Source organism: Ruegeria sp. BC2 (assembly GCF_056539245.1).
Genome location: NZ_JBQFUQ010000002.1, coordinates 541874 through 561292 on the forward strand (window position 1 = coordinate 541874; position 19419 = coordinate 561292).

Consider the following 19419-nt stretch of genomic DNA (forward strand, 5'->3'; position numbering starts at 1 on the left):
GGGGGCCGAACCCTCTGCAACCCGGTTCAGGCGGTGATCTGCAACATATCCGGCGTTTCTCCACGCGCGTGTTCGATCGTGAACCGGACGATGGTTGCGCCATTCTGGATAGGGCTGACCGTACACAAGAGCCGGGTGCCGTCGCGCTTGTACAGATCAGAGCTCCACTCGGCCCGGTTGTTGCGCATTTCGACGAAGTCCCGAATGTCACCCAGAATTGGATTGGCCTGGCATTGCGACTGCCACTGGCGCGTGACGTCCAGAACCGTGGCTGGTTCAAAGCCGACCTCGTCCGAGTCTCCCCACAGCAGCTGGTAGGCGTAGTTGGTGAAAGCCAGTGTCCCGTCATCGGCAAAAACGGCGACGGCATCCGCAAGCTTGTCGAGGATTGACTGCATAAGGTCCATCTCGGACCGGAACCGGCGGGTCAGGGTGATCTCGGCCGTGATGTCCTCGAACAGAAAGGCGACGGCGCCGTCGGGATGGGGGCGACCGCTAACCGAATAGACTGAACCCGACGGCAGTGACCAGGTTTCCTGATAGTTTCCGTCCTCGGCCGCTTCCAGAAGATCGTTCATCTGCCGGCGCCAACTGCGGTAATTCTTGGGTTCGGGCATCATGTGCTGATCCCGAAGGCGGTCAAAAAAGCTTGAGATATTCGGCCGGCAACTCAGGAAGTCGGGCGGCAATGCGGTCAGGTCGATCAAGGCGGGGTTGAACAGCGCCAACTGGCGGTTTCGATCAAAGATTGCCAGGCCGATCGACAGCTGCGCGAAGGTTTTCGTCATCGTCTGGACGAATTTGCGCTGGGCGGTCTCGGCTTCGACAATGGCGTTTACGTCGACCGCGTAATGCAGGTGACCTTCGTCCAGCTCCACAAGCGTCAGATCGAACCACAGCTTGCTGCTGCTGTCCTTCACCGGAATTGAAACGCGGGTCTTCTTGCCGGGCCTCGCTTCTTCGGTCAGTTCCGGGAACATGGGTTGGGTCAGATCCGTGTCCTGCCCGCGGGCCTTGCGGGCCAGCGCAACATAGGCGGCGTTGCACCATCTTACCTTGTTGGCATGATCCAGAAGCCACACCGGGTAGGGCGCGCGGTCCATGGCGAGGCGGATCGGATCGTTCGGATCCCTCCTTGTTGGTTCGGTGATGCCGGTCAGATCACGCAACTGCACTCGTACGATGCCGTCGATCCATTCACACCGAACCTCGCGCTCGACCGTACAATCTATGGCCGAAACCACGATATTGCCTTGCTGGCGGACGGTTTCGTAAGTCTCGGGGAAGGCCGGAAAGTCGCGCTGGAGCAGGCGCCTGAGATCATCCCAGTCATTCACCGCCTCGAACCCGGACAGGGCGATGTCGGAGTGGCTGATCAGGCGGCTTCCGTTGAACAGAAACACTGCATCCAGCAACGAAGCCGGCGCAGACAAACCAAAATTGTCACCGCGCCGCGGACGGCGCGGCATGAGCCACTGTAGGGCAAAGCCCGACGAAACCAGGCTGATCGCCGCAAGTATGATCCAGTCGGCCACAGTGCCGCCTACCCCAAAAACAAACCGGACTCGACTTTGCGCTGAAATAGTTAACGGTGTCTTAACTCAGACCTGGAACCGTTCGTTCACGCCCGACGGCACCGGGTTGTCGCCTGTCTGCGCATCGATCAGTTTGCGCGGCCATGTCACCAGCACGATCGCGCCGCGTCGCTCGGCCTGGTCCGTCACCGCCTGGTAAGGGTCTGACCCATTTGCAAATTTCAGTTCGGCGCCGCTGCGCTCCAAGAGCGTTTTTGCGATGAATAGGCCCAATCCCATACCCTCGTATTCGGGGCGTGTGCGCAGATCGCTTTCGGCGCGTCTGCGGCGCATGAACGGGTCACCGATACGGCCGATGATGTGTGACGGATAACCGCGCCCGTCATCCATGATGCTGACGGTGATCCGGTCCGGCGTCCATTCGGCCTCGACCCAGACTTGTGCGCGGGCAAAGTCCACGGCGTTCTGGATCAGGTTTCGCAGGCCATGAATGATCTCGGGCTTGCGCAGGATCGAGGGCTGCTGGACATCACCGTCAGGCCCGGGGCCTTCGTCAAAATGTACCTGTTTGCCCCTGTGTATGTGGGGCTCGGCGGCCTCGTGGATCACGGCGGACAAAGGTGCCTGGCGCAGGTGCAGGTCATCTTTGCCGGCCCGACCCATGTCGCGCAGTATGTCGCGGCACCGGTCGGCCTGTTCGCGGATCAGGGCGGCGTCTTCCTTCAGGTCGGGGCGGTCGTCCAACTCTTCGATCAGTTCCGAGCTGGTCAGCTTGATGGTGGCCAGTGGCGTCCCCAACTCGTGCGCTGCGGCGGCGACAACGCCGCCTAGGTCGGTCAGCTTCTGCTCGCGCGCCAGGGCCATATGGGTGGCGGCCAGCGCCTCGGACATCGACTGAACCTCGGCGCTGATGCGGTGTGAATAAGCTCCGATGAATACGATAGCGATCACGATGGCGGCCCAGTTGCCGAACAGCAGGATGTCGGGGATGTCCAGAACAAGGCCGAGATCGGTGCGCAGCGGCAGGTGAAACTGGGCCAGAAGCGTCGCCAGCACGATTGCGGCGCCCCCGATGATCAGGGTCGACCGGGTGCTCATGACGTTGGCCGCAATCGTCACGGGGCCCAGCAAAAGCAGGGCAAACGGGTTGTTCAGACCGCCTGTGAGATACAGCAGGAAAGCCAGCTGCAGCAGGTCGAACATCACCATGAGGAAGTTTTCGAATTCCGACAGGCGCTTGTTCTGCGGGAACAGCAGGATGGCGGTCAGGTTGCCCATGACCGAAACACCGATGGCAAGGTAGCACAGCCCAAGCTCCAGCTGGACGTGATAGGTCTGCTGGGCAACGGTGATGGCCGTGATCTGGCCGATGATTGCAACCCACCGCAGCAGGATCAGCGTGCGCAGCCGGATCCAGCTGCTGCGTTCCTGTCCGCGCCAGAGGCTGGTGTTGGAATCCGTCATCGGGCGATTATGTCCTGTTGCGTCCGCTGGTCAACTTGATAGGTGTCCCGGCCGAACCGATCAACAACCCCATGTGTCAGGAATTTCGCCATGACCCGCCTTTATGCCATTCTTGCAACCGTCGTGCTGGCCGTGGGCCTGGGCGCCATGTGGCTGATGACGCGCGGCGGCGGCTCGGATGACAAGTTTGCCCAGTGCCGGTCCAGCCAGATTGCAGGCGGCACCGCAACCATCGGCGGCCCGTTCGAGTTGATCAACTCCAAGGGTGAAACCGTGACCGACAAAGACGTGATCACCGAGCCCTCGCTGATCTATTTCGGTTACACCTTCTGCCCCGATGTCTGTCCTCTGGACACCACCCGCAATGCCGAGGCCGTCGACCTGCTGACCGAGCGCGGTTATTCGGTCACTCCGATCTTCATCTCGGTGGACCCGGATCGGGACACCCCCGACGTCGTGGGGGATTTTGCCTACAACCTGCATGAAAAGATGATCGGCCTCACCGGTACGCCGGAACAGGTCAAGGCCGCGAGCCAGGCCTACAAGACCTATTACAAGGCCCAGGACAAGAGCGACGAGTACTACCTCGTCGACCATTCGACATTTACCTACCTCGTCACGCCGCAGGACGGGTTCCTTGAGTTTTTCAAACGCGACGCGACGGCCGAGCAGATGGCCGACACCGTTGCCTGCTTTGTGGACCAGGCGGCAGAGTAACCGTCGGTTTGACCTTTGGTGTGGCGCTGCTATTACTCATCTCAAAGCCTATCGGCATGAAATAGCAGAAAGACCACACCATGGCAGACATTGCTCAGCTTGACATCGGCCCCGACAAATCCCTGCTTTTGGTGGATGATGACGAGCCGTTTCTGAGACGTCTCGCCAGGGCTATGGAGAAGCGTGGGTTCGAGGTGGAAACCGCCGGATCCGTCGCCGCCGGCCGTGCGATCGCTACCGCCCGCCCGCCTGCCTTTGCCGTGGTGGACCTGCGGCTCGAGGACGGCAACGGGCTGGACGTGGTCGAGGTGCTGCGGGAAAAGCGCCCCGACAGCCGGGTCGTGGTTTTGACCGGATACGGTGCAATTGCGACTGCCGTGGCGGCGGTGAAAATCGGCGCCACCGACTATCTGTCGAAACCTGCCGACGCCACCGACATCACCAACGCGCTGCTGGCCAAGGGCGACGAACTGCCCCCGCCCCCCGAAAACCCCATGAGCGCCGACCGCGTGCGGTGGGAGCACATCCAGCGGGTTTACGAGCTGTGTGACCGAAACGTCTCGGAAACAGCGCGGCGTCTGAACATGCACCGCCGGACCTTGCAGCGGATTCTGGCGAAACGCAGCCCGCGGTAGCGTTTTGCCGATCTGCACTATTCTGGCAACAGGCTTGGGAAATCAAGAAATTAAGGTTCGCCTACAACTTCCACTGAACCTTCGCCAATAAGGTCCTGAAGTTCTGTCGTAGAACGCCTGCCGGTCCGTCCGCTCGTGCGGATTGCTTCACCAGCAATTCGAACAACCTCAGGGGACGAAGCAAATTTCGAGTGACTTGTGCTTTGAGAGTCCTGTACTTGGCTGAGATCAATAACGGTGACTCCTGACCTTGCGAGTTCGGCGGCATCGGCTGCGCCAACACGGTCGACTCCGCCAGAAATGAACTTCGAAAAACTCAAGGCTCCGTCGTCCGAGGATACGAGAACAAAGATTTTCTGATTGTCGTGGGTGATAGTTGAGAGCTGGCTTTCGAATACCGCCAAATCGATATCGGGTGCTGCCAGAATTATGTTTCGAATTTTTTTGTTGGGATTAAACTCGCCAGCAATTTCGGCTTGTGAGATGGCTTCCATCGTAAGGAACGCTCCCATCGAAAACGCGAGTATGTCAAATTGTTGAGCCTGTGATCGCGAAATGATCTCACCGGCTTTCAAAAAGTCTGATCTGGCAGCGAGGGCGCTGTTGATATCGTAGACGTATTTCAGAGTCTCTGCAGCAGACGCCCATGACATCAATACGGGGATCCCGTCATACTCGGTATCCTCGACAAACTGTGCCAATCTAAGGATGGCATCGCTCAGGGTCGTGTTGTAGCCGTGCACAAAGACCAGAACGTTTCTGTCGGAAACGCTGAGGTTCAGTAATTGATTGTCCATTTCAGAAACAAAGGCGGCCTCCGAAACATAGACTTTTGGTTCAACTATGGTGAAGTGCTTTGAGGCAATAGGTGGCAGAGAGCTGGCTCTTTCAATTTTCCCTGCTTTGTGAATTGGCGGGATGGTGACGACTACTGAAGCCAAGCCCAAACCCTCACCGCGGTCACCGGAAAAGAAGACCCCTTCTGCACCGGACGCTTGACGCGTCGTGGCAATGAAGACTGTTTGGCGCTTGGCCTCTTTTACCTCAGATGCAGGAAGTCTTGGATTATCGATCCCTACCAATTCCGGCGGGCGGCCGCATGAAGCCGCTCCCAGCAACATCATCGTGGATAAACACAGAAGCCGGAATGCGCGCGGTAGATCCGAAGTTCCAATTCTGAGGCGTTTCATACAACGACGATCACTCGGCTCGGTTGCGCCTCATTAGACTGACGGTGTCGTTCTTCTGTCAACCGGCGAACGCTGGAGCCGCTTTTTTTGGCTCAAGCAGTGTCTTCTCTGCGGAACGATATTGAGTAAATGAGGCCGTTCTTCGGAGTTTAGTCACACGGACTGCGTGGGCGCCGCAAAGGCAAATATGCGGCTGGGGGCAAGCAAGATTCCGTTACCATTCGAGTTTCATAGCTCCGCCAACAGCTCCGCGTGCCGCGCCGTATATGCCTGCCGAACCTCAACCGGTGGCCTGAGTGTGATCTGCAACCTCTCCATCACCGCCGCGTCCGGTCGGCCAAAGAACTTGGTTGCCTCGGCCTCGGAAAACCCCGCGATCTGGGTGGCCTCCATCCACGCGCTGATTTTGTCGGCTTTCTTGATCTGACGTTTCACCGTTTTCGGCACCGCGGCGGGCAGGCCGAAGCGGATGTGGATTGCCGCCGCCAGCCGGTCGTCCAGCGCGCCGTAACCCGGGCCGACCGCGGCCTTCACCGGCGAGATCATGTCGCCGATCACATATTCCGGCGCATCGTGCAGCAGCGCCGCCAGCCGCCATTTCACCGGCGCCTTGGGGGCGATCCGGCCGAACAGCTCTTCGACCAGCAGGGAATGCTCGGCCACGGAATAGGCGAAATCACCCGCCGTCTGGCCGTTCCAGCGCGCCACGAAAGCCAGACCATGGGCGATATCCTCGATCTCGATATCCACGGGTGTCGGGTCCAGCAGGTCCAGCCTGCGGCCCGACAGCATCCGTTGCCATGCCCTGGGTTGTGTTGCCATTCTGCCATGCCCCATCTTGTCCACCGTGCCCGAGACCCGGTTTTATGCTATGCTTAAGCCATCCTGATCACTGGCTGCCAACAATTTCTTGAGCAATCGTGCTTTGAACCGGCACCTTGTGATCACGACATGAAGACTGAGGGGGGCATACGCTCCTCCCAGTGTGCCCCTCTCGGATTGAAACCCAACCGAAAGGAGCCTGTCATGTTCAAGCGTGTATTCGGACTGGCACTTGTCTTTGGAATGGCTGCGGCCGCGCCGCCTGCATTGGCACAGAACTGCGCCTTGCGCGGAGATTTGATTGCCAAACTGCAGCAAACCTATTCAGAGCAGCTTGCCTTTGGCGGCTTGCAGAACTCGCGAGGCGGACAAACGGTCATGGAGGTATGGGCGTCACGCGAAAGCGGGACCTATACCGTTCTGGTGACCCACGCCAACGGCATCAGCTGCATTGTCGCCGCCGGCACCGATTTCTTTGAAGCGATCCCAAAGATACAAGCCGAGGGGACGCCCAGTTGAACTGAGCGCCGCTCGCGGTCCACTGCCACCCACATTGCCACTTTTCCCCAACGGTGTTAGGGGCTGCCCAAACCGTTGTTGATCGGAATGGAGCATCTGATGGCTGGCGACTACATCGTCAAAGACATTTCACTGGCCGGGTTCGGCCGCAAGGAACTGGATATCGCGGAAACCGAAATGCCGGGCCTGATGGCTCTGCGTGCGGAATACGGCGACAGCAAGCCGCTGAAAGGGGCGCGCATCGTCGGGTCGTTGCACATGACGATCCAGACCGCCGTGCTGATCGAAACGCTGGTCGCGCTGGGCGCGGATGTGCGCTGGGCGTCGTGCAACATCTTCTCGACCCAGGACCACGCGGCGGCGGCCATCGCCGAGGCGGGCATCCCGGTCTTTGCCATCAAGGGCCAGACTCTGGAAGAGCATTGGGACTATCTCGACAAGTCTTTCCTGTTCGAAGACGGCCCGAACATGATCCTGGATGATGGCGGCGACGCCACGCTGTACATCCTGCTGGGCGCGCGCGCCGAAGCGGGTGAGGACATCATCCCCGTCCCGTCCTCTGAAGAGGAAGAAGTCATCAAGGCGCAGATCAAGAAGCGGATGGCCGCCAGCCCGGGTTGGTTCACCAAGGTACGCGATCAGATCAAGGGCGTGTCCGAGGAAACCACCACCGGCGTCAACCGTCTGTACCAGCTGGTCAAGGACGGCCATCTGCCGTTCCCGGCGATCAACGTGAATGACAGCGTCACCAAGTCGAAATTCGACAACAAGTACGGCTGCAAGGAGTCTCTGGTCGACGGTATCCGCCGCGCCACCGATACGATGATGGCCGGCAAGGTTGCCGTGGTCTGTGGCTATGGCGACGTGGGCAAAGGCTCGGCCGCGTCTCTGCGCGGCGCCGGTGCCCGCGTGAAGGTGACCGAGGTCGACCCGATCTGCGCCCTGCAGGCCGCCATGGACGGGTTCGAGGTGGTTCTGCTGGAAGACGTGGTTTCGACCGCCGACATCTTCATCACCACCACCGGCAACAAGGACGTGATCCGCATCGAGCACATGCGCGAGATGAAGGACATGGCCATTGTCGGCAATATCGGCCATTTCGACAACGAGATTCAGGTGGCCAGCCTGAAAAACCACAAGTGGACCAACATCAAGGACCAGGTGGACATGATCGAGATGCCCTCGGGCAACCGCATCATCCTGCTGTCCGAAGGCCGTCTGCTGAACCTGGGCAATGCCACCGGACACCCGTCCTTCGTGATGTCGGCTTCGTTCACCAATCAGGTCCTGGCCCAGATCGAACTGTTCACCAAAGGCGACCAGTACGAGAACAAGGTCTATATCCTGCCCAAGCATCTGGACGAGAAGGTCGCACGCCTGCATCTGGATCGGATCGGCGTCAAGCTGACCAAGCTGGACAAGGAACAGGCGGACTACATCGGGGTCACGCCCGAAGGTCCGTTCAAGCCCGAGCATTACCGGTATTGATCTGTCAGAAATAAGCGGAGAAGGCGGCCATCCGGGCCGCCCTTTTTGTTGCGGTCAGCGGAGCGGCGGCACGAAATCGCCGCGGCCCTGCGGCGTCAGGTCCAGAATGTTCCACAGTGGCCAAGCCGCATCGACATGGCGTGGATGCCAGTCGCTGGGCTGAAAGAACAGCTCGGAGCTCCAGAAATGGTGGATTCCCTGCGCATCGCGTTGAAACACGTTAAGAATCGGCAACTGGTTTCCGTCCTCGGTCTCGGCCAGATAGTCTTTCTGGTACGTTGTATCCAACGCGGAATAGAGCGGCAGATCCTGCCAGCCCATGCGTCGGCTCAGCGCAGCCAAGGCATCCGGTGTATTCTGCGCCACGACCGCAAAGGCGGTTTTTCGGGTCAGATGTGCGACCTGCCCGGTCAGCCCGTCCAGAAAGGCCGAGCACATGGGGCAGGGGTCCTGCGCCTTGGGGCCAAACATCAGCGAATACACGACCAGAGTGTCATGATCACCGAACAGGCTTGAAATCGGGGCAATTTTGCCCCCGAGGTCCCGAAAAGCGTAATCCTGCGGGATTTGGCCGCCCTTGGGCAAGGTCCGGCGCAGCGCGGCCACTTCCTCGACCCGCGCACGCAGATCGGCTTCGGCGGCCAACAGAGCATTTCGGGCGGTTCGGTATTCGGCGCTTTCGTTCGGTAGGGCGATGGTCATGGCAGTCTCCTCGACTCAATGATTAACTAAAATGTTAAATAAAAGTGAAACAATGATCAACCCGCAGGTGCGCGTATCCCTGCCTTGGGGGGAAACCGTCGGATTTTTCCCTTTGTTGAAAAGCTGTCAGCCGTTACCGTTCAGCCAGCGCCGCAAAGGCCGGAACCCAACCCACACAGGAGAGGACAATGGGAAAACGTGACGAGTTGATCGCCAAATACGCGGATGATCTGAAGAACAAATGCGGTATGACGCCGGACATGGACCTGCTGACCAAGGTTACCATTGGATGCGGCCCGGCCATCTATGACGCGGATGCCGCGACCGTCGCCGCCAGCCAGGAAGGTGAGCTGGAGACCGTCAAGAACAACTTTCTGATCAAGAAACTGGGCCTGTCGGATGGCCCCGAGCTGATGGCAGCGATCAACAAGGTCATGGAGACCTATGGCATGTCCGAGCGCAACAAATACCGCGCGGTGGTCTATTACATGCTGACCAAGCATTTCGGCAAAGAGTCGGTCTACGGCTGATCCCGCCGCGACATTCGGAAACGCCCGCCCGACTGGTTCGGCGGGCGTTTTGCATTTGAATTATAATCAATTGATTTCGCGTTTGAAAAACCGCCGTGCCCTGGGCTACATTCAACCCGTGACCAGGACGGTCAGAACCAGAGATTTCTTTGCGTGTGGTGAGTAGGGAGCACGCGGGGTAGGGAAGGTTCTGCATCGTCAGGGCCTTCCCTTTTTTCTCAATCCGCCCGGGTCTGGCCCAGTTCGCAGATCACCGCCCATTCGGCATCCGAGACGGGCTGCACCGACAGGCGTGAGTTCTTGACCAGCACCATATCGGCCAGCCGTGGATCGGCCTTGATCTGGTCCAGCGTGACCGGTTTGGCGAAGGGGCGCACCGCCTTGATGTCCACGCAATCCCACCGGTCGTCGTCGGTGGTGCTGTCGGGGTGGGCCTCGGCGCAGACCTCGACGATGCCGACGATCGCCTTGTCCTTCTGAGAATGATAGAAAAACCCCCGGTCGCCCAGCTTCATCTGCCGCATGAAATTGCGGGCTTGATAGTTGCGCACCCCGTCCCATTCCTCGCCCGCGTCGCCCTTGGCGACCTGCTGGTCCCAGCTCCAGGTCGAGGGTTCGGATTTGAACAGCCAATACGCCATCAGCCGATGACCTTCTTCCACGGGATCAGTTCGACCGATTTGAACAGACCGGCCTTGGCATAGGGGTCGTTGTCGGCCCAGGCCTGTGCGGCGGCCAGATCCTCGACATCCAGGATGACCAGCGACCCGATCATGGCATCGCCGTCCAGCAACGGCCCGGCCTGCGCGACCACGCCGGTTTCTTCGATATAGGCCAGGTGCGCGGCGCGGTTGTCCAGACGGGTCTGCAGGGCGCTGTCCTTGTCGCGGGCGATCAGGGCGATAAGCATGTCATTCCTCCTTGAGTGGGCGATTGAGCAGGGATTGCAGGGCCTCTGCAACACTGTAGGCGCCACGGCTGAGCTGCGCCACCGTCTGGCAGATGGGCATGTCCAGCGCCTCAGTCGTGGCGATGGCGGCCATGGCATTTGCCGTGGCCACGCCTTCGACGGTGGTCGCGGCGTCAAAGGTCTCGTTGCGGCCCAGCGACAGGCCGAACCGGAAGTTGCGCGACAGGTCGGACGAGCAGGTCAGGACCAGATCGCCCAGACCCGACAGGCCCATCAGGGTCTCGGGCCGGGCGCCGCGCATCGCGGCAAAGCGCTGCATCTCGGCAAAGCCGCGGGTCATCAGGGCCGCGCGGGCGCTGTCCCCCAGACCCGCGCCGATGCAGGCTCCGCAGGCGATGGCCATCACGTTCTTCAGTGCGCCGCCCAGTTCGGCCCCGGTCACGTCGGTGGTTCGGTAGAGCCGCAGGTTGGCGGTGGTCAGGGCCTGTTGCAGCCGGGTGCCCAAATCCACGTCGGCGCAGGCTAGTGTCAGCGCCGTCGGCAACCCGCGGGCAATGTCATCGGCAAAGCTGGGCCCGGTCAGCAGGGCGGTGCAGGCGCTGGGCAGCACCTGTTCGATCACGGCAATCGGACCCAGGCCGGTGGATAGTTCGATACCCTTGCAGCAGGCCACAAGGGTGCGACCCTGCAGGTCCGCCGCATGGTCCGACAGGACATCGCGCAGTTTTTGCATGGGCGCCGCCAACAACAACACGTCGCTTTGACAGGCCAGCGTGATTTCAGCGGTCACCGTGATGGCGTCGGGCAGGGTGACACCCGGCAGGCGGGCGTCGTTGCGGCGGGTCGCCTGCATCGTCTGCGCCTGTTCGTCCGACCGGGCCCACAAGGTGACCGGACCCTTGCCCGCCAGTGAGATCGCCAGCGCGGTTCCGAAGGCGCCCGACCCAAGGACCGAGACGCTCATGCCTTGGCCCCCTTGCGCCCGCCGCCCAGCATGGCCGGGCTCGTCTGGTCCAGCGGCCAGCGGGGACGGGCGGTCAGGTCCAGCCCGTCACGCGCGCCCAGCCGGAATCGTTCCAATCCCGCATAGGCGATCATCGCCGCATTGTCGGTGCACAGGTGCAGTGGAGGGGCGGTAAACCGCGCGCCGGCATCCGCGGAAACAGACTCTAACGCAGACCGAATGGCTGTGTTGGCCGCAACGCCCCCGGCCACGGTGATGACCGGCTCGGCCGGGTTGGTTTCAAGATACAGGGCGATGGCGCGGCGGGTCTTTTCGGCCAGCGTATCCACGATCGCCTGCTGGAACCCGGCGCACAGATCGGCGCGGTCCTGACGCGTCAGCCCGCCCTTGTCGGCCACGATCAGGTCGCGCAACCGCATCAAGGCGGTCTTGAGCCCGGAAAAGGACAGATCGCATCCGGGCCGATCCAGCAGTGGCCGCGGAAAGCGAAAACGTTTTGGGTCGCCCTCGCGCGCCTCGGCCTCGACCGAGGGGCCGCCGGGTTGAGGCAGGCCCAACAGGCGCGCGGTCTTGTCGAAGGCCTCGCCGGGGGCGTCGTCGATGGTGCCGCCCAGCCGGGTGAATTGCTCGGGGCTGTGGGCGATCAGGTATTGGCAATGCCCGCCGGACACCAGCAGCATCAGGTAGGGAAAGGCGATCCCGTCCGTCAGCCGCGGAGTCAGCGCGTGGCCGGCCAGGTGGTTGACGCCGATCAGCGGCAGACCGGTGGCCGCGCTGATCCCCTTGGCGCACATCACGCCGGACATGACCCCGCCGATCAGTCCCGGCCCGGCGGTCACGGCCACGGCATCCATGTCCTGCAGGGTCAGGCCCGCCTGCTCCAAAGCCTGCTGCACGCAGACATCCAGCTTTTCGGCATGCGCGCGGGCCGCGATCTCGGGCACCACGCCGCCAAAGGCACTGTGCAGGTCCGTCTGGCCATGCACGACCGAAGACAGAACCTGCGCCGGTTCGCCCTCGGTCTGCCGCACCACGGCCGCCGCCGTGTCGTCGCAGCTGCTTTCCAATCCCAGAACGGTAAGTGTTTGCACCATCGGCCTGAACCATTGCATCATGATCTGGTCGCGGGGTATCACCCCGCGCCGCAGCAAACAATCCTCAAGGCCCGAACGCCCGCCCGTGTACCTGTTGATGACCCGTCCCCGCGCCGCCTCGGAAAGGTTCGTGGCGCAGCTGCCCGAACGCATACGGTCGCGGGTTCAGGTGGTCTATTCCCCCCTGCTAGATATCCGACCGATGGAAAAGGCGGTGGACACGACCGGAGTCCGGGGCCTGATCTTCACCTCGGCCAATGGCGTGGCGGCCGCCGCGGCGCAGGATGTGCGCCGGGATCTGCCCGCCTATTGCGTGGGGCCGGCCACCACCGAAACGGCCCGCCAGGCCGGGTGGGAGGCCCGAATGGCCGGCGAAACCGCCGAGGAGCTGGTCGCCAAACTGCTCAAAGAGCGCCCGGACAGCCCGCTGCTGCATCTGCGCGGCGAACACAGTCGGGGAAACATCGCGGCCCGGCTGACCGAACTGGGGCTGACCGTGCGGGAACAGCCGGTCTATCGCCAGCAGCTGCTGCCTTTGACGCCCGAGGCCCAGGCGGCTGCGGCTGGTTCGGCCCCTGTGATTGCGCCCTTGTTCTCGCCGCGGACCGCGCGACAATTTGCCGACCTCTGGCCCGGACCGGCACCGCTTTTGGTCGCCGCGATGAGCGAACCGACCGCCGAGCCCCTTGAAAACTTGGCGATTGCCCGATTGCGGATTGCCAAACGCCCGACGCCCAAGAAAATGCGGAAAGCCGTGAAAAAACTCGTCAAATACGCGATCCGGCTTGAGGGTGCGATGGGCGCGGATTAACTTGGTTGCGTCTGCGCGTCAGGTTTTATGGGAATCGACAGGGGGAAGTGACGGTGGCTGCCAAGAAAGACACAGACCAGAAACCGGCCGACGATCCCAAGGTCGATGAGGTGCCCGAAGCGGTCGACGCCAAGACTGACGCCTACACGCTTGACCCGGAAGATCGGGTTGAACAAAGCCCTTCCGAAGCCGAAGCCGAAGCCGAAGCCGAAGCCGAAGCCGAAGCCGAAGCCGAAGCCGAAGCCGAAGCCGAAGCCGAAGCCGAAGCCGAAGCCGAACGGGCTACGGCAACCGATCAGCAACCTGAGGCCAAGCGAAGCGGGTTCATGCCGGCGCTGATCGGTGGCGTCATCGCAGCGGCGCTGGGGTTCGCCGCCGGACGCAGCGATCTGCTTTGGCCGGCGGGGTCCGATCCGTCCGAGGCGATTGCAGCGCTTGAGACCAAGGTGTCCGACCAGGCTCAGCTACTGGCTGACCTGAGCAAGCAATTGTCTGGAGTTCCCGACCCGTCCGCTGAAATCGCGGCGCTGAGCACCAAGCTGACACCGATCGAAAGCGATCTTGGCGCGCTCAAATCCAATGTCGACGATCTGTCCGGCAAGCTCGACCCCTTGGCGCAACGCGTCGCACAGCTTGAGGCACGTCCGTTGACCGACGCCGCCTCGCCCGAAACCGTTGCGGCCGTCGAGGCCGAGCTGAAGAAGCTGCAGGAGTCGCTGGCCGCCCAGCGTGCTGAAGTCGAAAGGATGGTCGCCGAAGCGCAAACCCTGGACGCGCAGGCCCAAGCCCGGGCACAGGCGGCAGAGAACCTGGCCGTGCTGTCCAAGGTTCAGGGTCAATTGGATGCCGGCGCACCCTATGCCGATCTGGTGGCCCAGTTGCAGACCGGCGGCGTGCAGGTGCCGGAAGCCCTGTCCGCTCCGGCCGGCGAAGGTGTGCCGACACTGACGGATCTGCGCGAGAGTTTTGCGCCTGCCGCCCGAACTGCGCTGGCAGATGCGCGCGAAGCCGACAAGGGAACGGGCCTTGTCGCCTTTCTTCAGCGGCAGACCGGCGCCCGGTCCGTTTCGCCAAAAGATGGCAATGATCCCGACGCCATCCTGTCACGAGCAGAGGCCGCGTTGGGCAAAGGTGACATCAGCACGGCCTTGACCGAGCTGGGCGCGCTTCCGGAAGCGGCGCAGCCAGCAATGGCCGAATGGATCGCGGCTGCCAAAACCCGCCAATCCGCGGTCGAAGCCGCCAATGCGCTTGTGACAAGCGTGAACTCGAACTGAGGGGCCTGCCATGCTCTGGTCATTGTTGAAGATCCTGGTTTTTGTCGCGATCGTCGGCCTTCTGGCCATGGGGGCAGGCGTTCTGATGGAAACCAGCGGTGGCATCCAGATCACCGCGATGGGAACCGAAGTCACGCTCAGCCCGCTGCAGTCGGTGATCGCGCTGGGCCTGCTGGTTCTGGCGGTTTGGCTGTTCTTCAAGCTGCTCAACCTGCTGATTGCGACCCTGAAATTCCTCAACGGTGATGAAACTGCCCTTTCGCGCTATTTCGACCGCAGCCGCGAGAAACGGGGCTATCAGGCGCTGGCTGACGGGTTGATGTCGCTGGCCTCGGGCGAGGGGCGGACGGCCATGACGATGGCGCACAAGGCAGAACGGCTGCTGAACAAGCCGGAGCTGACCAACCTTCTGGTGGCCCAGGCGGCCGAAATGGTCGGTGACACTAAGAAGGCCTCGGAAACCTACAAGAAACTGGTGACGGATCAGGCCACACGTTTCGTCGGCGTGCGCGGAATCATGAAACAGAAGTTGGCCGAGGGCGACGACGAAACCGCGCGCAAACTCGCCGAAAAAGCACTGGCGCTGAAGCCGCGGCATCAGGAAACGCAGGATGTGCTTCTGAAACTGCAGACCAAGGCGCAGGACTGGGCCGGCGCACGGTCGACCCTGACCGCCAAGTTGAAGTCCGGCGCGCTGCCGCGTGATGTGTACAAGCGACGCGACGCAGTTCTGGCCCTGTCCGAGGCCAAGGGAATTCTGGACGAAACCGCCAGTGTCGAACAGCAGGAGCGCGCGATCGAGGCGAACCGCCTCTCACCCGACCTGGTGCCGGCGGCAGCCATGGCCGCACGGGCCTACATCGCCAAGGGCAAGCCGCGCGCCGCGACAAAGATTCTCAAAAAGGCATGGGAGGCGCAGCCGCATCCGGATCTGGCCCATGCCTTTGCCGAGATCGTGCCCGACGAAACCGCCGAGGAACGGGTCAAGCGCTTTACGGCATTGACGCGCATTCATCCCGAGCATCTGGAAACCCGCCTGATTTTGGCGGAGCTGAACATCGTCGCCGAAGACTTTCCCGAGGCCCGCCGGGCGCTTGGAGATGTGGTCGAGAAAGGTGCCGATGCCCGAGCCTATACCCTGATGGCCGCCATCGAGCGCGGCGAAGGAGCCTCGGACGCGGTGGTTCAGGGCTGGCTGGCCAAAGCGTTGAATGCGCCGCGCGGGCCGCAATGGGTTTGCGACAACTGCCATGACATCGAGGCTGAATGGGCGCCGGTCTGCCCCAACTGTCACAGCTTTGACACGCTCAGCTGGCAGACCCCCAAAACCCCCGAGATCGCCTCGGCGACGGGTGTTCACATGCTGCCTCTGATCGTGGGGGCGTTGGAAGACCGCTCGGATATGGCCGAGGACGCCGAAGTCGAGGATATCCCCGAGCCTGAGATTGTCGATGCCAGCATGGCAGACCAGGCCCCCGAAGAACCTGAGACCGAAGACGCCGGACCGAAACCGGCCTAGCGGGCGGTTTCGACGTCGAACGCGTCGTTCCACAGTTTGAACAACTCTGCCCGGCGGTTCGGGTCGCTGGCCACCAGAAGGGCGGGCGACAGGGGGATGAACCGTCGTGCGCTGGGCGTCAGTCCGGTCTCGGCCGAGTCCATCCGGGACACAAGCCCCGAGGTTGCGAGCAAGTCCTGTGCCTGTGCAGAGAGCAGGAAATCCAGCAATCGGGCTGCGGCAGCGCTGTTGCCTGCATTCTTCGGGATCAGAAAGGCGCGGGACAGAACGAGGGTGTAGTCCTCGGGCAGGATCACCCCAACTGCCGGGTCCTGCGCATTCGCGACATATGAGCCAAGCACGTTGTAGGCGATCAGGAACCGGCCCTCGGCAACGTCGCGAATGATCTCGGCGGAACAACAGGTGGCGATGGCATCTATGCGCGCGAAACCTTCGATCAGTGACCCGAAGGTGGTCGCCTCGAGACTGTCGCCATAGGCAAACAGATACCCCAGCCCCGAGGCCGCGATGTCATAGGTCGCCACCCGGCCGCGCAGAAGGTCGGGGCGGGTGCGCATCGCGTCCAGTAGGGAAAAGCGGCTGCGCGGCACCTCCAGATCGTCCAGACGATCCTTGTTGTAGACGATGACCGCGGGTTCGGTGGTGATCCCCCACAGCTCGTCCCGCCAGCGCCGGGCCGGGGGCAGCGCCTGCGTCTGGGCCGAGCTGTAGCGGTGGGCGCAGGCGGCATTGACCAACCAGACCATCTGCTGAACGGCCGAGGAAAACACCGCATCGGCCGGGCTGTGGCCGGTCTTGCAGGCCGTCTTGCTGTGCTGGAACAGCGCGTTCGAGCCCCATTGTTCATAGGTGATGGTCAGGTCTGGGTTCTGCGCCGCGAACTGTTCCATCACCGGGCGGATAATGCCGATATCCGTGGTCGAGCGCACAAGCAGGGGGGTGGGCCCGGTGCCGAATTCGGTAACTGCTTCCTGCGCCGCGGTGCGGGTACCCAACGTCAGCAGGCACAGGGCCAGCGGGATCAGAAACCGTATCATGCGCCTGTTCCTTCGGTGGCGGCCGGAAAGTTCAGCGATACGCGAAACCCGTCATCGGTGCGGGTCATCTCGACGGTGCCGTCAAAGGCTTCGGCGGTGGATTTGACGATCGACAGACCCAGCCCGCTGCTGTCCTCGCCCGAGCCTGCGTTGCGGTTGAACCGGTCGCCCAACCGGGCAGAGACCGACGTTTCCGGCCCCGGACCGCTGTCGCGCACCCACAGAACGGCGCGGCCACCCTCCAGGCTGGCGCCGATGCTGACCGGGGCCTTGCCGTGGCGCAGCGCGTTGCCCAGCAGGTTCTTGGTGGCCTCGCCCAGCGAAAACGCATCGCCCCGCACCCAGACCGGGTTTTCCCCGATTTTCAGATGCACCTCGACGCCGGGGGCGATCACCTCGTGGTCGCTCTGCTCCAGCGCCTCGAGCGCCACTTCGCGCAGATCGACCAGCAGGCGCGGGGCGCTGTCGATGCGGTGGATGACCATCGCGCGCGACAACAGCTGATCCAGAAGTGTCCCGAGCGACCGCGTGCGATTCAGCAGCCGGTCCAGCGCGCGGTGGCGAGCTGGGGCATCCGGATCCGCCTGCGCGATTTCGGCCTGGACCCGGATCGCCGCGACCGGGGTGCGCAACTGATGGGCGGTGTCGGCGATCAGGTTGCGCATCGACAGAACCTGCCGGTCCAGTCGCCCCATGAACCGGTTCATCGCTGCGATCATGACCTGCAATTCGCGCGGCAGACCGTCGCTGGCCACGGGCGTCAGGTCATAGGGGTCGCGGCGGATCAGGTCGTCCGACATCGCCTCGAGCGGGCGCAGCGCCGAACGGGTGACGAACCAGGACATGATCAGCAGCAACGCGCCGGCAGCCGCCATCGGCAGCAGGGCATCCAGCATCAGCCCCGCGGTCATCGCGCGTCGTGCCAGCAAGGTCTGCCCGACAACGATTTCAACTTCGCCCGAGAAGTCGCGCTCGGCGAACAGGCGGGGCAGTCGGACGAACCGGGCCGGTTCCCCGTTCAGGTCTGCCGCGAAATATTGGGCCGACTGGCTGACGGGCTGCGGGGGCGCGATCACCGTGTCCGGGTCCAGCCCGGTGATGAAGCGCCCGTCGGGCCCGCGCACCGCGTAGTAGATCCGGTCATCCGGGGCCTGGGCCAGCAGTTCAAAGGCCGAAACCGGCAGGTCGACGATGGGCTGGCCGTCCTGGATGCGCACGGATTCGGCGATGTCGCTGGCAGCGCCCAACAGCAGCCGGTCATAGGCCTGACGGGCCGCCAACCGACCGTTGGCCCAGATCGACAGGCCGACCAGCACGCCGCCCAGAACAAGGATCAGCATCACCGCGCTCAGCACCCGGGCGGTCAGGCTGTGGGGCAGGGGCGGCCTAACCATGCAGGCCGATCCGGTACCCGACCCCGCGCTGGGTTGTGATGGTCACACCGCTGCCCGAGAATTTCTTGCGCAGCCGGGCGATATACAGCTCGATCGCGTTCACGCCCACATCGGCATCCTCGAACCCGTAAAGCGAGTCGTACAGCCGCGCCTTGGACAGGAACTGCCGCTCGTGCCGGATCAGGGCGTCCAGCACGGCGGCCTCGCGCGCGGTCAGGTTCAGGCGTTTGCCGCCCAGCGTGGCGCTGCGGTCCTTGGGGGCATAGACCAGCGGGCCCAGCGTGATCTGCTCGCTCTTGCGGTCGGCATCTCGGCGCACCAGCGCGCGCAGCCGCGCCTCGAGCTCGCGCTGGTCGAAGGGTTTGCCCAGATAATCGTCGGCTCCTTTGTCCAGCGCGGCGACCCGGTCCTCGACCGCAGTCAGCGCGGTCAGCATCAAGACCGGAATGCGGTCACCCCCGCCACGGATTTCGTCCAGAAAGCCCAGGCCCGACCCGTCGGGCAGGTTGATGTCCAGCAGGATCGCGTCATAGCCCTGGACCGCGCGGAAATCGCGCGCGGCCTCGACCGAGGTCGCCAGATCGCAGACGACACCGGACCGGCCCAGATGGGCCACGACGCCCTCGGCCAGATCCTCGGCATCCTCGATCATCAATACGCGCATTGTCCCCCCGAACGCCCGTCGCAACATGACAGGTTCGTGACAGCATTATTCGTTAAAGAAAATCAACCTGCAAGGAAGGGCTGCGCGCCCAGCTCCCTGCAGGGACCGGTTTCGTCTGCGTATCAGCAGGCCAAGAAGACCCTAGGA

At 62.5% G+C, this 19419-nt stretch carries 20 protein-coding genes; 8 read left to right on the forward strand and 12 right to left on the reverse strand.

The window, feature by feature from the left end:
* Positions 1-26 precede the first annotated feature (26 nt).
* Both ACR0CU_RS12975 and regB read right to left on the reverse strand, forming a co-directional pair.
* Entirely contained in the window at positions 27-1535 is a 1509-nt protein-coding gene (locus ACR0CU_RS12975; RefSeq protein ID WP_170447183.1) for a PAS-domain containing protein, read from the reverse strand.
* Positions 1536-1601: 66 nt separating this feature from the next.
* Positions 1602-2999: a sensor histidine kinase RegB gene (gene regB, locus ACR0CU_RS12980; RefSeq protein ID WP_093963869.1), complete on the reverse strand. Its 1398-nt coding sequence runs from the start codon at positions 2997-2999 to the stop codon at positions 1602-1604.
* A 90-nt stretch (positions 3000-3089) separates the two neighbouring features.
* Between regB and ACR0CU_RS12985 the strand changes: the two genes are divergently transcribed.
* Positions 3090-3716: an SCO family protein gene (locus tag ACR0CU_RS12985; RefSeq protein WP_170340640.1), complete on the forward strand. Its 627-nt coding sequence runs from the start codon at positions 3090-3092 to the stop codon at positions 3714-3716.
* 80 nt (positions 3717-3796) lie between these two features.
* The gene (locus ACR0CU_RS12990; RefSeq protein ID WP_170368977.1) at positions 3797-4351 is read left to right on the forward strand and encodes an ActR/PrrA/RegA family redox response regulator transcription factor; all 555 of its coding nucleotides are present in this window, start codon (positions 3797-3799) and stop codon (positions 4349-4351) included.
* A gap of 50 nt (positions 4352-4401) precedes the next feature.
* Here ACR0CU_RS12990 and ACR0CU_RS12995 read toward each other — a convergent pair whose 3' ends face one another.
* Together ACR0CU_RS12995 and ACR0CU_RS13000 are read right to left on the reverse strand one after the other, a co-directional pair.
* Complete coding sequence (locus tag ACR0CU_RS12995; protein ID WP_480643170.1) at positions 4402-5475, reverse strand: alpha/beta hydrolase; 1074 nt, start codon at positions 5473-5475, stop codon at positions 4402-4404.
* A gap of 294 nt (positions 5476-5769) precedes the next feature.
* The gene (locus ACR0CU_RS13000; protein WP_170361062.1) at positions 5770-6363 is read right to left on the reverse strand and encodes an HD domain-containing protein; all 594 of its coding nucleotides are present in this window, start codon (positions 6361-6363) and stop codon (positions 5770-5772) included.
* A gap of 204 nt (positions 6364-6567) precedes the next feature.
* Here ACR0CU_RS13000 and ACR0CU_RS13005 point away from each other — a divergent pair, with 204 nt between their 5' ends.
* Both ACR0CU_RS13005 and ahcY read left to right on the forward strand, forming a co-directional pair.
* Positions 6568-6882: a hypothetical protein gene (locus ACR0CU_RS13005; RefSeq protein ID WP_170447181.1), complete on the forward strand. Its 315-nt coding sequence runs from the start codon at positions 6568-6570 to the stop codon at positions 6880-6882.
* A gap of 99 nt (positions 6883-6981) precedes the next feature.
* Positions 6982-8370 (forward strand): adenosylhomocysteinase, encoded by a 1389-nt coding sequence (gene ahcY / locus ACR0CU_RS13010; RefSeq protein WP_170340635.1) that lies wholly within the window; start codon positions 6982-6984, stop codon positions 8368-8370.
* Positions 8371-8424: 54 nt separating this feature from the next.
* Here ahcY and ACR0CU_RS13015 read toward each other — a convergent pair whose 3' ends face one another.
* A complete protein-coding gene (locus ACR0CU_RS13015) occupies positions 8425-9072 on the reverse strand; it encodes a DUF899 family protein (RefSeq protein ID WP_170447179.1) in 648 nt (215 codons plus the stop codon).
* Positions 9073-9260: 188 nt separating this feature from the next.
* On the opposite strand from ACR0CU_RS13015, the gene ACR0CU_RS13020 reads away from it, so the two are divergent.
* Positions 9261-9602 carry a DUF2853 family protein gene (locus ACR0CU_RS13020; protein WP_170363933.1) on the forward strand — a complete coding sequence of 114 codons (342 nt, stop codon included), beginning with the start codon at positions 9261-9263 and terminating at the stop codon, positions 9600-9602.
* Between the two features lie 218 nt (positions 9603-9820).
* Here the strand turns inward: ACR0CU_RS13020 and ACR0CU_RS13025 are convergent, their stop codons facing one another.
* Genes ACR0CU_RS13025 through tsaD form a run of 4 tightly spaced genes read right to left on the reverse strand, consistent with a single transcriptional unit; the run spans position 9821 to position 12570 of the window.
* A complete protein-coding gene (locus tag ACR0CU_RS13025; protein ID WP_170433495.1) occupies positions 9821-10243 on the reverse strand; it encodes an EVE domain-containing protein in 423 nt (140 codons plus the stop codon).
* Positions 10243-10512 carry a YciI family protein gene (locus ACR0CU_RS13030; RefSeq protein ID WP_170447176.1) on the reverse strand — a complete coding sequence of 90 codons (270 nt, stop codon included), beginning with the start codon at positions 10510-10512 and terminating at the stop codon, positions 10243-10245. Before ACR0CU_RS13030 ends, ACR0CU_RS13025 begins: the two co-directional genes overlap by 1 nt.
* 1 nt (position 10513) lies before the next feature.
* Complete coding sequence (locus ACR0CU_RS13035; RefSeq protein WP_170447174.1) at positions 10514-11476, reverse strand: NAD(P)H-dependent glycerol-3-phosphate dehydrogenase; 963 nt, start codon at positions 11474-11476, stop codon at positions 10514-10516.
* Positions 11473-12570 carry a tRNA (adenosine(37)-N6)-threonylcarbamoyltransferase complex transferase subunit TsaD gene (tsaD, locus tag ACR0CU_RS13040; RefSeq protein WP_170447172.1) on the reverse strand — a complete coding sequence of 366 codons (1098 nt, stop codon included), beginning with the start codon at positions 12568-12570 and terminating at the stop codon, positions 11473-11475. Before tsaD ends, ACR0CU_RS13035 begins: the two co-directional genes overlap by 4 nt.
* 19 nt (positions 12571-12589) lie before the next feature.
* Between tsaD and ACR0CU_RS13045 the strand changes: the two genes are divergently transcribed.
* From ACR0CU_RS13045 to ACR0CU_RS13055, 3 genes are read left to right on the forward strand one after another with little or no spacing between them, the layout of a single operon-like run.
* The gene (locus ACR0CU_RS13045) at positions 12590-13381 is read left to right on the forward strand and encodes a uroporphyrinogen-III synthase (protein WP_254437578.1); all 792 of its coding nucleotides are present in this window, start codon (positions 12590-12592) and stop codon (positions 13379-13381) included.
* A 53-nt stretch (positions 13382-13434) separates the two neighbouring features.
* Positions 13435-14658: a COG4223 family protein gene (locus tag ACR0CU_RS13050; protein WP_480643174.1), complete on the forward strand. Its 1224-nt coding sequence runs from the start codon at positions 13435-13437 to the stop codon at positions 14656-14658.
* 10 nt (positions 14659-14668) lie between these two features.
* Positions 14669-16177 (forward strand): heme biosynthesis HemY N-terminal domain-containing protein, encoded by a 1509-nt coding sequence (locus ACR0CU_RS13055; RefSeq protein ID WP_480643176.1) that lies wholly within the window; start codon positions 14669-14671, stop codon positions 16175-16177.
* Here the strand turns inward: ACR0CU_RS13055 and ACR0CU_RS13060 are convergent.
* From ACR0CU_RS13060 to ACR0CU_RS13070, 3 genes are read right to left on the reverse strand one after another with little or no spacing between them, the layout of a single operon-like run.
* Positions 16174-17214 (reverse strand): ABC transporter substrate-binding protein, encoded by a 1041-nt coding sequence (locus ACR0CU_RS13060; RefSeq protein ID WP_170364288.1) that lies wholly within the window; start codon positions 17212-17214, stop codon positions 16174-16176. The two genes, ACR0CU_RS13055 and ACR0CU_RS13060, sit on opposite strands and share 4 nt — an antisense overlap.
* Positions 17211-18608, reverse strand: a complete 1398-nt coding sequence (locus ACR0CU_RS13065; protein ID WP_170447163.1) for a sensor histidine kinase — start codon at positions 18606-18608, stop codon at positions 17211-17213. The genes ACR0CU_RS13060 and ACR0CU_RS13065 overlap by 4 nt, the downstream gene beginning before the upstream one ends.
* Positions 18601-19272, reverse strand: a complete 672-nt coding sequence (locus ACR0CU_RS13070) for a response regulator transcription factor (protein ID WP_170447161.1) — start codon at positions 19270-19272, stop codon at positions 18601-18603. The genes ACR0CU_RS13065 and ACR0CU_RS13070 overlap by 8 nt, the downstream gene beginning before the upstream one ends.
* Positions 19273-19419 lie beyond the last annotated feature (147 nt).

Excerpts from the sequence above, each read along its gene's own strand:
- ACR0CU_RS12990 (WP_170368977.1), top strand. The coding sequence starts at position 3,797 with ATGGCAGACATTGCTCAGCTTGACATCGGCCCCGACAAATCCCTGCTT.
- tsaD (WP_170447172.1), bottom strand. The coding sequence starts at position 12,570 with ATGGTGCAAACACTTACCGTTCTGGGATTGGAAAGCAGCTGCGACGAC.
- ACR0CU_RS13030 (WP_170447176.1), bottom strand. The coding sequence starts at position 10,512 with ATGCTTATCGCCCTGATCGCCCGCGACAAGGACAGCGCCCTGCAGACC.
- ACR0CU_RS12985 (WP_170340640.1), top strand. The coding sequence starts at position 3,090 with ATGACCCGCCTTTATGCCATTCTTGCAACCGTCGTGCTGGCCGTGGGC.
- ACR0CU_RS13055 (WP_480643176.1), top strand. The coding sequence starts at position 14,669 with ATGCTCTGGTCATTGTTGAAGATCCTGGTTTTTGTCGCGATCGTCGGC.
- ACR0CU_RS13035 (WP_170447174.1), bottom strand. The coding sequence starts at position 11,476 with ATGAGCGTCTCGGTCCTTGGGTCGGGCGCCTTCGGAACCGCGCTGGCG.
- ahcY (WP_170340635.1), top strand. The coding sequence starts at position 6,982 with ATGGCTGGCGACTACATCGTCAAAGACATTTCACTGGCCGGGTTCGGC.
- ACR0CU_RS13065 (WP_170447163.1), bottom strand. The coding sequence starts at position 18,608 with ATGGTTAGGCCGCCCCTGCCCCACAGCCTGACCGCCCGGGTGCTGAGC.
- ACR0CU_RS13000 (WP_170361062.1), bottom strand. The coding sequence starts at position 6,363 with ATGGCAACACAACCCAGGGCATGGCAACGGATGCTGTCGGGCCGCAGG.
- ACR0CU_RS12995 (WP_480643170.1), bottom strand. The coding sequence starts at position 5,475 with ATGATGTTGCTGGGAGCGGCTTCATGCGGCCGCCCGCCGGAATTGGTA.
- ACR0CU_RS13045 (WP_254437578.1), top strand. The coding sequence starts at position 12,590 with ATGATCTGGTCGCGGGGTATCACCCCGCGCCGCAGCAAACAATCCTCA.
- ACR0CU_RS13015 (WP_170447179.1), bottom strand. The coding sequence starts at position 9,072 with ATGACCATCGCCCTACCGAACGAAAGCGCCGAATACCGAACCGCCCGA.
- ACR0CU_RS13020 (WP_170363933.1), top strand. The coding sequence starts at position 9,261 with ATGGGAAAACGTGACGAGTTGATCGCCAAATACGCGGATGATCTGAAG.
- ACR0CU_RS13025 (WP_170433495.1), bottom strand. The coding sequence starts at position 10,243 with ATGGCGTATTGGCTGTTCAAATCCGAACCCTCGACCTGGAGCTGGGAC.
- ACR0CU_RS13070 (WP_170447161.1), bottom strand. The coding sequence starts at position 19,272 with ATGCGCGTATTGATGATCGAGGATGCCGAGGATCTGGCCGAGGGCGTC.
- ACR0CU_RS13060 (WP_170364288.1), bottom strand. The coding sequence starts at position 17,214 with ATGATACGGTTTCTGATCCCGCTGGCCCTGTGCCTGCTGACGTTGGGT.
- regB (WP_093963869.1), bottom strand. The coding sequence starts at position 2,999 with ATGACGGATTCCAACACCAGCCTCTGGCGCGGACAGGAACGCAGCAGC.
- ACR0CU_RS13005 (WP_170447181.1), top strand. The coding sequence starts at position 6,568 with ATGTTCAAGCGTGTATTCGGACTGGCACTTGTCTTTGGAATGGCTGCG.